The sequence below is a fragment of the Segatella hominis genome (assembly GCF_019249725.2).
GTDB lineage: Bacteria > Bacteroidota > Bacteroidia > Bacteroidales > Bacteroidaceae > Prevotella.
In genome coordinates this window covers 1,765,968-1,779,810 of record NZ_CP137559.1, presented here as the reverse complement: position 1 = coordinate 1,779,810, position 13,843 = coordinate 1,765,968, and the positions used below count along the sequence as shown (strand labels likewise).

General features: G+C 46.7%; 11 protein-coding genes. 10 read left to right on the top strand and 1 reads right to left on the bottom strand.

Translation table 11 applies throughout. From position 1 onward, the window contains the following. Positions 1 to 97 precede the first annotated feature (97 nt). Entirely contained in the window at positions 98 to 1,099 is a 1,002-nt protein-coding gene (locus tag KUA50_RS07390) for a porin (protein ID WP_256624366.1), read from the top strand. 204 nt (positions 1,100 to 1,303) lie between these two features. Continuing rightward, positions 1,304 to 1,999 carry an HAD family hydrolase gene (locus tag KUA50_RS07385; protein ID WP_022110868.1) on the top strand — a complete coding sequence of 232 codons (696 nt, stop codon included), beginning with the start codon at positions 1,304 to 1,306 and terminating at the stop codon, positions 1,997 to 1,999. Between the two features lie 49 nt (positions 2,000 to 2,048). Here KUA50_RS07385 and KUA50_RS07380 read toward each other — a convergent pair whose 3' ends face one another. Continuing rightward, the gene (locus KUA50_RS07380) at positions 2,049 to 2,882 is read right to left on the bottom strand and encodes a lipocalin family protein (protein ID WP_218458030.1); all 834 of its coding nucleotides are present in this window, start codon (positions 2,880 to 2,882) and stop codon (positions 2,049 to 2,051) included. Between the two features lie 223 nt (positions 2,883 to 3,105). Between KUA50_RS07380 and KUA50_RS07375 the strand changes: the two genes are divergently transcribed. The 8 genes from KUA50_RS07375 to KUA50_RS07340 all read left to right on the top strand — a co-directional run bounded on the left by KUA50_RS07375 (position 3,106) and on the right by KUA50_RS07340 (position 13,838). Then, the gene (locus tag KUA50_RS07375) at positions 3,106 to 4,314 is read left to right on the top strand and encodes a GDP-L-fucose synthase family protein (RefSeq protein WP_022110870.1); all 1,209 of its coding nucleotides are present in this window, start codon (positions 3,106 to 3,108) and stop codon (positions 4,312 to 4,314) included. Between the two features lie 3 nt (positions 4,315 to 4,317). Next, positions 4,318 to 4,881 (top strand): dTDP-4-dehydrorhamnose 3,5-epimerase, encoded by a 564-nt coding sequence (gene rfbC / locus KUA50_RS07370; RefSeq protein ID WP_022110871.1) that lies wholly within the window; start codon positions 4,318 to 4,320, stop codon positions 4,879 to 4,881. 91 nt (positions 4,882 to 4,972) lie between these two features. Beyond that, the gene (gene rfbD / locus KUA50_RS07365) at positions 4,973 to 5,887 is read left to right on the top strand and encodes a dTDP-4-dehydrorhamnose reductase (RefSeq protein WP_218458028.1); all 915 of its coding nucleotides are present in this window, start codon (positions 4,973 to 4,975) and stop codon (positions 5,885 to 5,887) included. A gap of 52 nt (positions 5,888 to 5,939) precedes the next feature. Then, on the top strand, positions 5,940 to 7,073 hold the full coding sequence (locus KUA50_RS07360) for a dTDP-glucose 4,6-dehydratase (RefSeq protein WP_218458026.1): 1,134 nt from the start codon (positions 5,940 to 5,942) through the stop codon (positions 7,071 to 7,073). A gap of 22 nt (positions 7,074 to 7,095) precedes the next feature. Then, positions 7,096 to 8,376, top strand: coding sequence for a hypothetical protein (locus KUA50_RS07355; protein WP_256624362.1), 1,281 nt, complete (start codon positions 7,096 to 7,098; stop codon positions 8,374 to 8,376). Between the two features lie 276 nt (positions 8,377 to 8,652). After that, positions 8,653 to 10,428 (top strand): oxaloacetate decarboxylase, encoded by a 1,776-nt coding sequence (locus KUA50_RS07350; protein WP_022110875.1) that lies wholly within the window; start codon positions 8,653 to 8,655, stop codon positions 10,426 to 10,428. A 2-nt stretch (positions 10,429 to 10,430) separates the two neighbouring features. After that, a complete protein-coding gene (locus KUA50_RS07345) occupies positions 10,431 to 10,970 on the top strand; it encodes an HDIG domain-containing metalloprotein (protein WP_218458041.1) in 540 nt (179 codons plus the stop codon). Positions 10,971 to 10,988: 18 nt separating this feature from the next. Beyond that, positions 10,989 to 13,838, top strand: a complete 2,850-nt coding sequence (locus tag KUA50_RS07340; protein ID WP_218458025.1) for a putative LPS assembly protein LptD — start codon at positions 10,989 to 10,991, stop codon at positions 13,836 to 13,838. The last annotated feature ends 5 nt before the right edge of the window (positions 13,839 to 13,843 follow it).

The window sequence follows — 13,843 nt, the reverse complement described above, 5'->3', positions numbered from 1 at the left end:
CTTTGCACCCGAATAAAGGCTATGGCCTCATGATGTGTGCTAATATATTAATAATGTGAATATGAAGAAGAAGACAATGGCCCTGCTGCTCTGCGCTATGATGTCTGCAGCGGTGTTTGCTCAGGATGAAAAGAAGGAGGTTGACTGTACTCCGAAGATTGGCGGTACGATACGCTCGAAGTACGAATTCCAGACCGAGGAAGGGGAGGGACGCTTCGAAGTGAGAACTGCCCGTATCAATGTGACTGGTAATGTGACCAAGCAGGTGAGCTACAAGGCGGAAATCGACCTCTGCGATGAGGGCAAAATCAAGATGCTCGATGCTTATACCCGTATCAAACCATGGAGTACGCTCCAGTTTACTATCGGTCAGGAACGTGTGCCTTTCACCATCGATGCGCACCGCTCGCCTCATCAGCAGTATTTCGCCAACCGCTCGTTTATCGCCAAGCAGGTGGGTAATGTGCGTGATGTCGGTGCTGAGGTGGGTTATACCTGGAACGTGGGGTTCCCTATCATCGTGAATGCGGGTGTGTTCAACGGCTCCGGTCTTACCAACCAGAAGGATTACTGGACCAAGGGCATCAACTATTCTGCCAAGGCGCAGTTCCTCTTCCCGAATGTGAATCTCGTGCTGAGTACGCAGAAAATCAAGCCTTCTGACGTGACCGTCAATATGTATGATGCGGGTATTACCTTCCATCGTGGCGGTCTGATCGCTGAGGTGGAGTATCTCTTCAAGCATTATTCCAAGAATGCGTTTCATGATGTGCACGCCTTTGACGGGTTTGTATGTTATGATATTCCGGTGGCCAACCAGAAATGTCTGATCAGGAAGGTTTCTCCATTGGTAAGATATGATTTCATGAGCGACCACAGTGATGGCACCCGATATGGGGCTACGGATGAGGACCCTGGCGTGTTGAAAATCAACGACTATAAGCGCCATCGTGTGACTGGTGGTGTGACGCTCAGTCTTGCCAAGCCTTTCATCTCTGACATCCGTATCAACTACGAGAAGTATTTCTATCGCAACGGCGGTGTGGCCAAGACTTCTGAGAAGGACAAGATTGTAGTAGAGTTTATGACTCGTTTCTAAAAAGATCATATTCTGATATAAATAATAACTTTTGGTTCTGAAAAGTAATTCTCTATTAAGTTTGAATGAATGACGGACGTGCAGCAGTCGCTTTTAGCAGATTGTTGTGCGTTTTTCTTTGTCAGTTCGGGGAAAAGTATTATTTTTGCAGATGGGGTTCTTATATAATGAGAAATTACAAATTAGAAATGAGAAATGAGAAATATGAAAAAACTGGATCATATCAAGGCAATCGCTTTTGATGCCGACGACACCCTCTGGGCCTTGCAGACTTACTTCGAGGAAGTGGAGGCTGAGTACTGTGACTTGCTTTCTGACTATGGAAGCAAGGAGGAAATCTCTGCTGCGCTCTTTGAGACGGAGGGGGGAAACATGGAGGACTTGGGATATGGCGTCAAGGCGTTCACCATCTCATTAGTGGAAAATGCCATCAAGGTGAGCGACGGAAAGGTGCCTGCCCGCGTGATAGGCAGAGCGGTGGAATTGGGAAAGACGCTGCTGAGACTGGATGCCAAACCGCTCGAAGAGGTGGAGGAGACTCTGGCAAAACTCAGAAAGACGGAATATAAGTTGGCGGTCTTTACCAAGGGCGAACTGCAGGATCAGGAGAATAAACTCTGGCGATCGGGACTGCAGCGATATTTTGATGTGGTGAGCATCGTGAGCGACAAGAAACCGGAAGCTTATCGCCGACTTTGTCGTGAGTTGGGCGTGCTGCCGGAGGAATTGGTGATGGTGGGCAACAGTTTCAAGAGCGACATTGCGCCTGCCCTCAAGATAGGAGCTTCTGCCATTCATATCCCATTTCATACGATATGGGCGCATGAAAAAACGGAGGAGTTCGAACATGAACGCCTCCGTCGTATTACTCATTTTTCGGAAATTCTCCATCTCGTTTAGTCTTGTTTCAAGGATTTCTCTCAGATTTCAAGCGATGAACGCATGAACTTTATTTGAGTTCTTCCTTGATTTTTTCCGCTGCTTTCTGGGCTGCATTCTGGGCTGCGGCATTGGCAGTGCGCGCATTGGCCTTGCGGTGATAGCTCTGGATATTGCCCCGAGAATCACGGAGAGCGAGCGAATCATCCTTCATATAGACGAAAGAAAGCGTGTCGTAGGTGGTCTTCTCGTTGAAAACGACATTGTTAAACTCGTATCTTCCTTTCACTAAGATCAGCTTGCCGTTGTAGGCGTGCCACTCTGTGTAAAGGGGAACTTTAGGATATTCCACAGGACTGTCGTCCTCTACCGAACTGTTGGTCGCCACCATTCCCACGGAGCGTGCTTCTCCCATTCGCTTGAGCGTAAATCCGTATTCGCGCGGAATCATGTAGGTTTCCACGATGCTGTCGGGCATATTGGCGAGAATGCGCTGCTGCTGCCTCTTGGAGAGGTGGGTGACATCTCTGAGATGAGGCATCACCTGATAGGTCCAGGTGGCTTTCAGCTTGTCGAGGTCGATGACCATGCTTGCCTTATTTTTTTCCTTGGCAGGGATGATGCAGATCCAGTCGCCCACTTCGATGTTGCCAAATACCTGGCGGTTGCGGTTGGCTTCGAGAATATTATATTTTACAGGATCGCCACCCTGATTGGGGAGTATGATTACTACGGAGTCTGTGCATCCCATGCAGGCAAGTCCGTAGATAGCTTTGTCGCCCTTGGCTGGTTTTGACATGCTGATGGGCAAGTTCTGCTGAGATACCGGTGGCTTGGGACCACGATGGCAGGAAAGCATGGCCAAGGTGGCAAATCCGATGATTAAAAATGTCTTGATTTTCATTATATTTATTCCTTTTGTGGTGCAAAGATAGTGCAAATCGAAGACAATACAAAAATAAAAATGAATATTTTTTGATTTTTTATTGTTGAGATGCCGCCTATCTTATCAAAAGATAGTGCAAATTGCGATAAATACAAAATAAATCCCTAAAACTTTTTATTCTTTGAGAGAAAAATCGTAATTTTGCACGGAGAAAATAATAACTTAAATTTTTGATGTAAAAATGTTGAGTAAGGATAGTAAGATTTACATTGCTGGGCATCATGGCTTGGTGGGTTCCGCTATTTGGAACAATTTGAAGAAACGTGGTTACAATAACTTAGTGGGCCGTTCGCATAAGGAACTGGACCTGACCGACCAATATGCCGTTCAGAAATTCTTCGATGAGGAGCGTCCGGATGCTGTGGTCTTAGCTGCTGCTTTCGTGGGCGGCATCATGGCCAATTCGCTCTACCGCGCCGATTTCATCATGCAGAACATGAAGATGCAATGTAATGTCATCAGCAATGCTTACAGTCATGGTGTGAAGAAGCTGCTCTTCCTGGGTTCTACCTGCATCTATCCGAAGGATGCACCGCAGCCTATGAAGGAGGATGTGCTCCTTACTTCTCCTCTGGAATATACCAACGAGGAGTATGCCATTGCCAAGATTGCTGGACTGAAGATGTGCGAGAGCTACAATCTGCAGTATGGCACCAACTATATCGCTGTGATGCCTACCAACCTCTATGGTCCGAATGATAATTTCCACTTGGAAAACAGTCATGTGATGCCTGCGATGATGCGCAAGATCTATCTGGCTAAACTGATTCATGAGGGCGACTGGCACAGTATTGAGGTGGATATGAACAAGCGTCCGATCAACCCTACTGATAAACTGCGCGAACTCATCGGCGAGGGCAACGTGGATGGTCATAACGACCATGAGCGTATCCTGAAAGCCCTGGAGTTCTATGGTATATATAATAATAAGGTGGTGCTCTGGGGTACAGGTACTCCGCTGCGTGAGTTCCTCTGGAGCGAGGATATGGCGGATGCCAGCGTTCACGTGCTCCTGAATGTAGATTTCAAGGACATCATCGGTATCGAGAAATACAGTTCTGTTTTCTATGGTGCCAAGGTGGACGGTGCCGTTGACCGTAACAATTCTGAGGGTCGTGGCGGTGCCATTCCTTCGCTCGGTGAAATCCGCAACTGCCACATCAATGTGGGTACTGGTAAGGAACTTACTATCCGTGAACTCTCTGAACTGATCGTGAAGACGGTGGGCTTCGAGGGTACGGTGGAGTTTGATGCTTCTAAGCCAGACGGAACTCCAAGAAAGTTGATTGATGTAAGCAAGTTGCACTCGCTCGGTTGGACCCATCAGGTGGAAATCGAGGATGGTGTAGAGAAGCTTTATGAATGGTACCAGAACAGTTTAAAGGACTAAGATATGGAAGTAATCAAAACTGATATAGATGGCGTGCTCATCATTGAGCCTCGCATCTTCAAGGATGCCCGTGGCTATTTCTTCGAGAGTTTCTCTCAGCGTGAATTTGACGAGAAGGTGGCTCCGATACTGGGCCATCCTATCCATTTCTGCCAGGACAACGAGAGTATGTCGTCCTATGGCGTGATGCGCGGACTTCATTTCCAGCGCCCTCCATTCACCCAGTCTAAGCTGGTGCGCTGCGTGAAGGGTGCCGTGCTCGATGTGGCTGTGGATATTCGCAAGGGTTCTCCTACCTATGGCAAGCATGTGGCTGTGGAACTGACCGAGGATAATCATCGCCAGTTCTTTATTCCACGTGGTTTTGCCCATGGTTTTGCCGTACTCAGCGAAACTGCTGTGTTCCAGTATAAGTGCGATGAATTCTATCATCCTGAGGCTGACGGGGGAATCTCTATCCTCGACGAGAGCTTGGGCATCGACTGGAAGATTCCTACAGAGCATGCTATTCTCTCTGAGAAGGATACCAAGCATGATATGCTGAAAGACTTTGACAGTCCTTTTTAAAGGTAAAAAAGTAAAAAGGTAAAAAGGGCTTTGAAGGGGCTTTTGGGGAAATGCTGATAAAGCTGGGTCTAATTGTAAATTGTAAATAGAAATGAATATATTAGTTACGGGTGCCAACGGTCAGCTCGGCAATGAGATGCGTATCGTTAGCAAGAATACTACTGATCATTATATCTTTACGGATGTCAATCAGGTGGAGGGTCTGGAGACTACTTATCTGGATATTACGGATATGGATGCCATCCGAAAGATGGTGAAGGACAATGAGGTGCAGGCTATCGTCAACTGTGCTGCCTGGACCAATGTGGATGCTTGTGAAACCGATGAAAAGTTGGCTGCACTGGCTGAGAAACTGAATGCGGATGCGCCAGAAAATCTTGCCAAGGCTATGAAGGAAGTGGATGGTCTGCTCGTTCAGATTTCTACGGATTATGTGTTTGGTAAGGAACCTTATAATGTGCCTTGCAATCCTGAACAGAAGGGCACTCCTACGGGCGTTTATGGTACTACTAAGCTCCACGGCGAACAGAAAATCATCGCCAGCGGCTGCAAGTATGTCATCATCCGCACCGCATGGCTCTATTCTGAGTTTGGCAAGAATTTCTGCAAGACTATGCTCAACCTGACTGCCACCAAACCGCAGTTGAAGGTGGTGTTCGACCAGTGCGGTACTCCTACTTATGCGCTGGATCTGGCTTATGCCATTGAGACCATCTTAGAGAAGATGAAGACGGCAGAAGCGCAGGAGAAACTGGTAGGAATCTATCATTTCTCCAACGAGGGAGTTTGCTCCTGGTATGATTTCACCCAGATGATAGCAAGAATCTCAGGACATACGGATTGCGACATCCAACCATGTTACAGTTCAGAATATCCATCTCCGGTAACCCGTCCGGCTTACTCCGTGCTCGACAAGCGTTCCATCAAGGAGACCTTCGGCGTGAAAGTGCCTTACTGGGTGGATTCACTTGAGAAATGTATTGCTCATCTGGAGGCTGCCAAGTAATATCCCGAACAGAAAGTAGCTAATTGAAATTATATACTAAAAACATATAGAAATGAAGAATATCATCATAACGGGCGGTGCTGGTTTCATCGGCTCACATGTCGTAAGACTTTTTGTGAACAAGTATCCTGAGTATCATATCATCAACCTCGACAAGTTGACATACGCAGGCAACTTAGCTAACCTCAAGGATGTTGAGGACAAGCCAAACTATACCTTCGTGAAGGGTGACATTTGTGACTTCGATCTGATGCTGAAACTGATGAAGGAGTATCAGGTGGACGGTATTATCCATCTGGCTGCAGAGAGTCATGTGGACCGCAGTATCAAGGATCCTTTCACTTTCGCTCAGACCAATGTGATGGGTACCCTGTCTTTGCTCCAGGCTGCCAAGATCTATTGGGAGAGTCTGCCAGAGGGTTATGAGGGCAAGCGCTTCTATCATATCTCTACCGACGAGGTGTATGGTGCCCTGCAGATGACTCATCCAGAGGGTGTTGCAGCGCCTTTCACAACCAAGGCTTCCAGCGGAAAGAACCACGAGGCTTATGGCGAGGAATTCTTCCTGGAGACTACCAAGTATAATCCTCATTCTCCATACTCGGCTTCTAAGGCAAGTTCAGACCATTTCGTACGTGCCTTCCACGATACATACGGAATGCCTACCATCGTGACCAACTGTTCCAACAACTATGGTCCATATCAGTTCCCTGAGAAGTTGATTCCATTGTTCATCAACAATATCCGTCATCGCAAGCCATTGCCAGTATATGGTAAGGGTGAGAATGTGAGAGACTGGTTGTATGTAGTGGATCATGCCCGTGCCATCGATATGATTTTCCACAAGGGTAAGATTGCCGAGACTTACAATATCGGCGGTTTCAATGAGTGGAAGAATATTGACATCATCAAGGTGGTGATCAAGACCGTAGATCGTCTGCTCGGACGCAAGGAAGGTGAGGACCTTGACCTGATCACCTACGTGACCGACCGCAAGGGACATGATATGCGCTATGCGATAGATTCACGTAAGCTCCAGAAGGAGTTGGGATGGGAACCAAGTCTGCAGTTTGAGGAAGGTATCGAGGAAACCGTGAAATGGTATCTCGACAACCAGGAATGGATGGACAACGTGACCAGCGGTGACTATCAGAAATATTACGAGAACATGTATAAAGACAGATAATAAAAACATTTAAATACGAAGGATGACAGTAAACACAACTCACACACAACCGGTGTGGACAGAAATCGAATATACAGCATTATGCAAAAATCCGTATCTATCAACACCATTCTATGTACCTAAGGAATCAAAGGTGTTTCAATGCAAGGAAGATGGTAGCCGCAAGGAAGCGAGAATGCTCTATCTCGTGTTTAAGGCAGCCAATGCTCCTGAAGATGCTGAATGGGAAGACGACCCTATGCCGGGAGAAATCCTGGTGGGAGTGCTGGATGATGACGATGAAGTCATAGAACCAGCCAAGGCAGTTTTCCTGGGTATGGATCTGGAAGATTTCATTGAGGTAACTGATGAGGATGAAAATACCATTACTTTCGACCTTTTCTGGCGTCATGGCGATATAAAGGTGGAAAAGGCGGAAAAGACAAGAGACGGTTTTGTCTGCAAGAAGGAAGATTTCGGCGATGAAGGTCTGCTGGTCACTTTGACTCCGAAGAAGGAGGGGGCGCCTGTCACCATGCGCCTACAGATTCCTTATCTCGGATTCTCGCTTTATGACAAGAGTGGCAACAAGATGCGCGGTGATGTGGAAATCCCACACGAGAAGGTGGATGATTATCGCTATGAATTTGTGGGCGACGATAGCAACGACCGTTTCTCCCTGCATCTGGACAATGATAGGTTGATCTATATGTGTGTGCTTCGCCAGCATGAGGGCAAGTTGGTTGTGCGCGATCAGCGTGATCGCCTGTCTGTGGTGGATGAACTGCCAAGCGAAGGTAAACTGTCTGAACTGATGATGAATGCCCATGAAGCATTGGTCAAGAACAAGAACTACCGTTGGCGTATTACCTTGGGAGGCAGTACGATGGATGAAGGAAGCGAGGAGGAATTTGTCCTGGAGCCTACTGCTTTGGGCAATTATGCCTACGAGCAGTTCCAGAAGGATCCTGGCAAAATAGATGAGTTGGGTGCTCATCTCATATCTTTGGAACAGAAATATGGTTTCCAATGGTTCTGGCTGAATGATGAAGACTGGCGTCATGATGATCCTATGTTTGAAATGTTCATGAAGCAGCTGTTGGCATTCTCCTATATCAATCAGAAACCTATACAGGGAGACCAGTTGCAGGCACGCAACAACAAGCGCAAGATACGTCGCTGCGCCAAGATGATATTGGCTCATCGCGCTGGTGAACTGAATCTCTGGGATGAGGAGGAAGAGGCACGTAAGGAAATCCTGCGTCTCTTCAGCACTTTCCATAAGGAGTTTACCGAGGAACTGGAAAAGGGTGATGAGGAATAGGGGGAACTCTGTAAGAGAAACATTCAGAATCGTAATGAAATGACAAAGGTTCTATCGGTGAAAATCGGTAGAACCTTTATAAAATAATGCAATATTTGCAAAAAAATAGCTGAATAGGCTGATAATTGGATTTTTTTGTCTAATTTTGCACCTTGGTAAATTATGCGTTGCCAGGAAGGGGCTTTCGGGCCTGTTTGATGGCAGCCGTTACTTGATGGAAAATCACTTGCAAAAAATAGATTTGTCAATCATTAGAATATAATACATTAATAAATAATGAAGAAGAAAATTCAGTTCAGTCTCGTTTATCGAGACATGTGGCAGAGTTCTGGTAAGTTCCAGCCACGTAAAGATCAGTTGGCTAAGATTGCCCCAGTTATTATCGAAATGGGCTGCTTTAGCCGTGTTGAGACGAATGGTGGTGCCTTCGAACAGGTAAATCTCCTCGCAGGCGAAAATCCTAACGAGGCAGTTCGCGCTTTCTGTAAGCCTTTCAATGAGGTAGGTATCAAGACTCACATGCTCGACCGTGGTCTGAACGCTCTTCGTATGTATCCTGTGCCTGACGATGTACGTGCCTTGATGTACAAGGTGAAGGCTAAGCAGGGTACTAATATCACCCGTATCTTCGATGGTCTGAACGATGTGCGCAACATCATTCCTTCTATCAAGTGGGCTAAGGAAGGTGGCATGACTCCACAGTGTGCGCTCTGTATCACCAATTCTCCTGTTCACACGCTCGATTATTATATGAATATCGCTGACCAGCTCATCGCTGCCGGCGCAGAGGAAATCTGCTTGAAGGATATGGCTGGTATCGGTCAGCCTGCATTCCTCGGTAAGTTGACCAAGATGATCAAGGACAAGTATCCTGAGATCATCATCCAGTACCACGGCCACTCTGGTCCTGGTCTCTCTATGGCTTCTATCCTCGAGGTCTGCAACAATGGTGCCGACATCATCGATACTGCTATCGAGCCATTGTCTTGGGGTAAGGTTCACCCAGACGTCATCTCTGTCATCAGCATGCTGAAGAACGAGGGCTTTGAGGTGCCTGAAATCAATATGAGCGCTTACATGAAGGCTCGTGCCATGACTCAGGAATTCATCGACGAGTGGCTCGGTTACTTCATCAACCCAGGCAATAAGATCATGTCTTCTCTGTTGCTCGGTTGCGGTCTTCCTGGCGGTATGATGGGTAGTATGATGGCAGACCTCGGTGGTATGCGCCAGACAATCAACAATATCCGCAAGAAGAAGGGTGAGGAAGAATTGTCTATGGACGACCTTCTGATCAAGCTCTTCGACGAGGTAGAGTATGTATGGCCACGCGTGGGTTATCCTCCATTGGTAACTCCATTCAGCCAGTATGTGAAGAATATCTCATTGATGAACCTCCTCACCATGGAGCAGGGCAAGGGTCGTTTCGTGATGATGGACGACTCTATGTGGGGTATGATCCTCGGTAAGAGTGGTAAGATTCCTGGAACCATCGATCCAGAACTCGTAGAACTTGCCAAGAAGCAGGGCCGTGAGTTCACAGACGTAGATGCTCATACATTGCTTTCTAACGCTCTCGATGACTTCAAGAAGGAGATGGACGAGAACGGCTGGGATTACGGTCAGGACGATGAGGAACTCTTCGAGCTCGCTATGCACCCAGAGCAGTATCGCAACTTCAAGAGTGGTCAGGCTAAGAAGAACTTCCTGGCTGATCTCCAGAAGGCTAAGGATGCTAAGCTCGGCAGCACCTTGACTCCAGCTCAGCTCGCAGAATTCAAGCATGCCAAGGCTGATGCGATTGTAGCACCAGTAGCAGGTCAGATCTTCTGGGAGTTCCAGGGCGAGGGTGAGTGCCAGCCTGCAGTAGAGCCATTCATCGGCAAGGAATATAAGGAAGGTGATGCTTTCTGCTACATTCTTGCTCCTTGGGGTGAATTTGAGACCGTTCCTGCAGCTCTTGGTGGTAAACTCGTAGAAATCAATGCTAAGCAGGGCAGCAAAATCCGCAAGGGTGATGTGATCGCTTACATTGAGCGCAACGCAGAATAATGATGGATTATCAAGCAATTATAGATAAGTATTATCCTGAGGATAATGAACTTCGTCATATCCTCATTACACATAGTCAATCTGTAGCGCGAAAAGCGCTACAGATTGTTTCGTATCATCCTGAATTGCAGCTGGATGCCCAGTTTGTCGAGGAAGCTGCTATGCTCCACGACTTGGGAATCTTCCTGACGGATGCTCCTGGCATACAGTGTTTTGGGTCTCATCCATACATCTGTCATGGCCGTCTGGGAGCTGAAATCCTGCGTGAAGAAGGATATGAACGCCATGCACGGGTATGCGAACGCCATACGGGGGCTGGCATTACATGTAAGCAAATCGTAGAGCAGAATCTGCCGCTGCCTCATCAGGACTTCCTTCCCGAAACGATGGAGGAAAAGGTGATTTGCTATGCTGATAAGTTTTTCAGCAAAACCCATCTCGACAGGGAAAAGTCGATAGAAAAGGCAGAGAAAAGTCTCGCTAAATTTGGCGAAGAAGGAGTGAAACGCTTCCAGGAATGGGAGAAATTGTTTGAAATATAACTTCTCAAAAGATATTGAATGAGAAAACAATCAACTATAGCTGTACTGCTCTTAGCTGCTGTCTGCATGATGGTGGCCAATCCGGGTATGCCTTCTAAGAAAAAGAAGAAGGCTATGGCTGATTCTACCGCTATGGCTGTGGGAGACTCTGTATGGGTGGATTCCTTAGGCAATGAAATCAAGGTGGACGCTGCTAATGATACCCTGCAGATGGATTCGCTGCAGAAGGCTATATGGAAACATAATAAAGTGGTCGATGACAGTATCCGACTGGATAGCTTGAATCGCAAGAAATCCGGTGGCGTGGATGCGCCGGTGCAATATACGGCGGAGGATTCTCTCGTCTATGATGCACCTCATAAAGTGGCGCATCTCTATGGTAATTCCAATGTGAAATATACCAACATGGATCTTTCGAGTGACAAGATTACCATGGACATCGACAAGAGCAATGTGAAGGCTACGGGTACCGCCGACTCTACTGCTGAAGGTGGCATCAAGGGTAAACCAGTCTTCAAGATGGGTTCTGATACCTACGATACGGATACGATTGCCTTCAATTTCAAGAGTAAGAAGGCACTTATTAATAATGTATATACAGAGCAGCAGGATGGATTCCTGACGGGTGCCCGATCAAAACGTGATTCTACTGGAGCTATCTATCTGCAACATGGTAGATATACGACCTGTGATGATCCTCATCCTGATTTCTATATTTCTCTTTCCAGAGCGAAAGTGAGACCGGGTAAGGATGTGGTTTTCGGACCGGCTTATCTCGTGGTGTGCGATGTGCCGATGCCTTTGGCAATCCCTTACGGATTCTTCCCATTTACCAAGAGCTACAGTAGTGGTTTCATCATGCCTACCTATGGTGATGAAAGCGACCGTGGCTTCTATCTCAGAGATGGTGGATATTATTTTGCCGTCAATGACAAATGGGACTTGAAACTCCTGGGTGAAATCTACACGAAGGGCTCCTGGGGTATTTCTGCTGCAAGTAATTACCGCAAACGCTATAAGTACTCGGGAAGTTTCTTCTTCAGTTACCAGGATACGAAGACGGGTGACAAGGGAATGCCTGACTTTGCTGAGCAGGAGAGTTTCAAGGTGCAGTGGAGTCATCGACAGGACTCAAAGGCCAATCCTTTCAGTTCTTTGTCGGCAAGTGTCAACTTTGCCACATCCAGCTATGAGCGCAACAATCTCAACTCGCTCTATAATCCGCAGACGATGACGCAGAGTACGCGTACCTCTTCTGTGAGCTGGAGTACAGGATTCTCAAGTATCGGTATGACGCTCAGCGCTACTGCCAACCTTTCGCAGAATATGCGTGACTCCAGTTTGGCTGTGACACTTCCTGACCTCAATATTTCCATAGCCCGTTTCTATCCTTTCCGCCGAAAGAAGATGGTGGGTGACGAGAAATGGTATGAGAAGATTGCGATGAGTTATACTGGACATATCAGCAACTCGATCAATACGAAGGAAGACCAGTTCATGAAGAGCAATCTCATCAAGGATTGGAGAAATGCATGGCAGCATCAGATTCCGGTGAGTGCTTCGTTCACGCTCTTCAAGTACATCAACATCAATCCAAGCTTCAACTTCTCTGACCGTATGTACACCAATAAGGTGACAAAGTCATGGGATGAACAGAAGCAGACTGAGGTGTGCGACACCACCTATGGTTTCCACAATGTTTATAATTGGAACATGAGTGTGGGTATGTCCACCAAACTCTATGGATTCTGGGTGCCTAATCGCAAATTGTTCGGTGATAAGATACAGGCCATTCGCCATGTTATCACGCCAACCGTAAGTTTCAGTTATGCGCCTGACTTTGGTGCTTCCCGTTATGGTTATTGGGAAACTTATCAGAAGACGGATGCCGATGGTAATGTTTCGCTCGTCAGCTATTCTCCATACCAGAATTCACTTTATGGTGTGCCTGGCAAGGGAAAGACCGGAAGCCTCTCTTTCACTTTAGGCAACAACCTGGAGATGAAGGTCAAGAGCGATAAGGACTCTACTGGTTTCAAGAAAATCAGTCTGATAGATGCGTTTGACATCAATATGAGTTACAATATGGCGGCGAAGGTAAGACCTTGGAGCGATATGAATATCAACCTGCGTCTGAAATGGTGGAAGAACTATACGTTCAATATGAATGCGGTCTTTGCTACCTATGCTTATGAACTGGACGAACAGGGAAATCCATACGTCGGTACTCATACAGAGTGGGGTAAAGGTCGATTCGGCCGATTCCAGGGTATGTCGCAGAACCTGTCTTTCACGCTGACACCTGAGAAACTTGCAAAGCTGTTTAGTGGAAAGAGTGATGATGATGAGAAGGACAGTAAGCGTAAGGACCAGGATGAGGATGAACTGGATACTGATATAGAAAGTAATGTGGACGATACCTTGGAGAAGGGAAAGACTGCTGCCAAGAAGAAGAGTGGTAAGGCTAAGACCGACTCGAATGGTTACATGGCTTTCAAGATGCCTTGGTCGCTGACTTTCGGTTATGGTGTTACCATGCGTGAGGATACGCGCAAGGAAAAGTTCAACAAGAAGTCTATGCGCTATCCATACAAGTTTACCCAAACGCTGAATATGAGTGGTAACGTAAGACTGAGTGATGGCTGGAATATCAGTTTCTCATCCGGTTATGATTTCGATAATCATAAAATGAGTATGACTACTGCAAGCTTGCAGCGTGATCTCCACTGCTTCAATATGAGTTGTTCGGTGGTGCTTTCGCCTTATACAAGTTATAATTTTACCTTCCGTTGTAATGCTTCTACATTGACGGATGCCTTGAAATATGATAAGCGCAGCGGTTATTCTAATGCAGTACAATGGTATTAGAATAT

Bases quoted from the DNA above. Each gene is read 5' to 3' on its own strand.
- KUA50_RS07375 (WP_022110870.1), top strand. From the start codon at position 3,106: ATGTTGAGTAAGGATAGTAAGATTTACATTGCTGGGCATCATGGCTTG.
- KUA50_RS07355 (WP_256624362.1), top strand. From the start codon at position 7,096: ATGACAGTAAACACAACTCACACACAACCGGTGTGGACAGAAATCGAA.
- rfbC (WP_022110871.1), top strand. From the start codon at position 4,318: ATGGAAGTAATCAAAACTGATATAGATGGCGTGCTCATCATTGAGCCT.
- KUA50_RS07390 (WP_256624366.1), top strand. From the start codon at position 98: ATGATGTCTGCAGCGGTGTTTGCTCAGGATGAAAAGAAGGAGGTTGAC.
- KUA50_RS07345 (WP_218458041.1), top strand. From the start codon at position 10,431: ATGGATTATCAAGCAATTATAGATAAGTATTATCCTGAGGATAATGAA.
- KUA50_RS07350 (WP_022110875.1), top strand. From the start codon at position 8,653: ATGAAGAAGAAAATTCAGTTCAGTCTCGTTTATCGAGACATGTGGCAG.
- KUA50_RS07380 (WP_218458030.1), bottom strand. From the start codon at position 2,882: ATGAAAATCAAGACATTTTTAATCATCGGATTTGCCACCTTGGCCATG.
- rfbD (WP_218458028.1), top strand. From the start codon at position 4,973: ATGAATATATTAGTTACGGGTGCCAACGGTCAGCTCGGCAATGAGATG.
- KUA50_RS07385 (WP_022110868.1), top strand. From the start codon at position 1,304: ATGAAAAAACTGGATCATATCAAGGCAATCGCTTTTGATGCCGACGAC.
- KUA50_RS07340 (WP_218458025.1), top strand. From the start codon at position 10,989: ATGAGAAAACAATCAACTATAGCTGTACTGCTCTTAGCTGCTGTCTGC.
- KUA50_RS07360 (WP_218458026.1), top strand. From the start codon at position 5,940: ATGAAGAATATCATCATAACGGGCGGTGCTGGTTTCATCGGCTCACAT.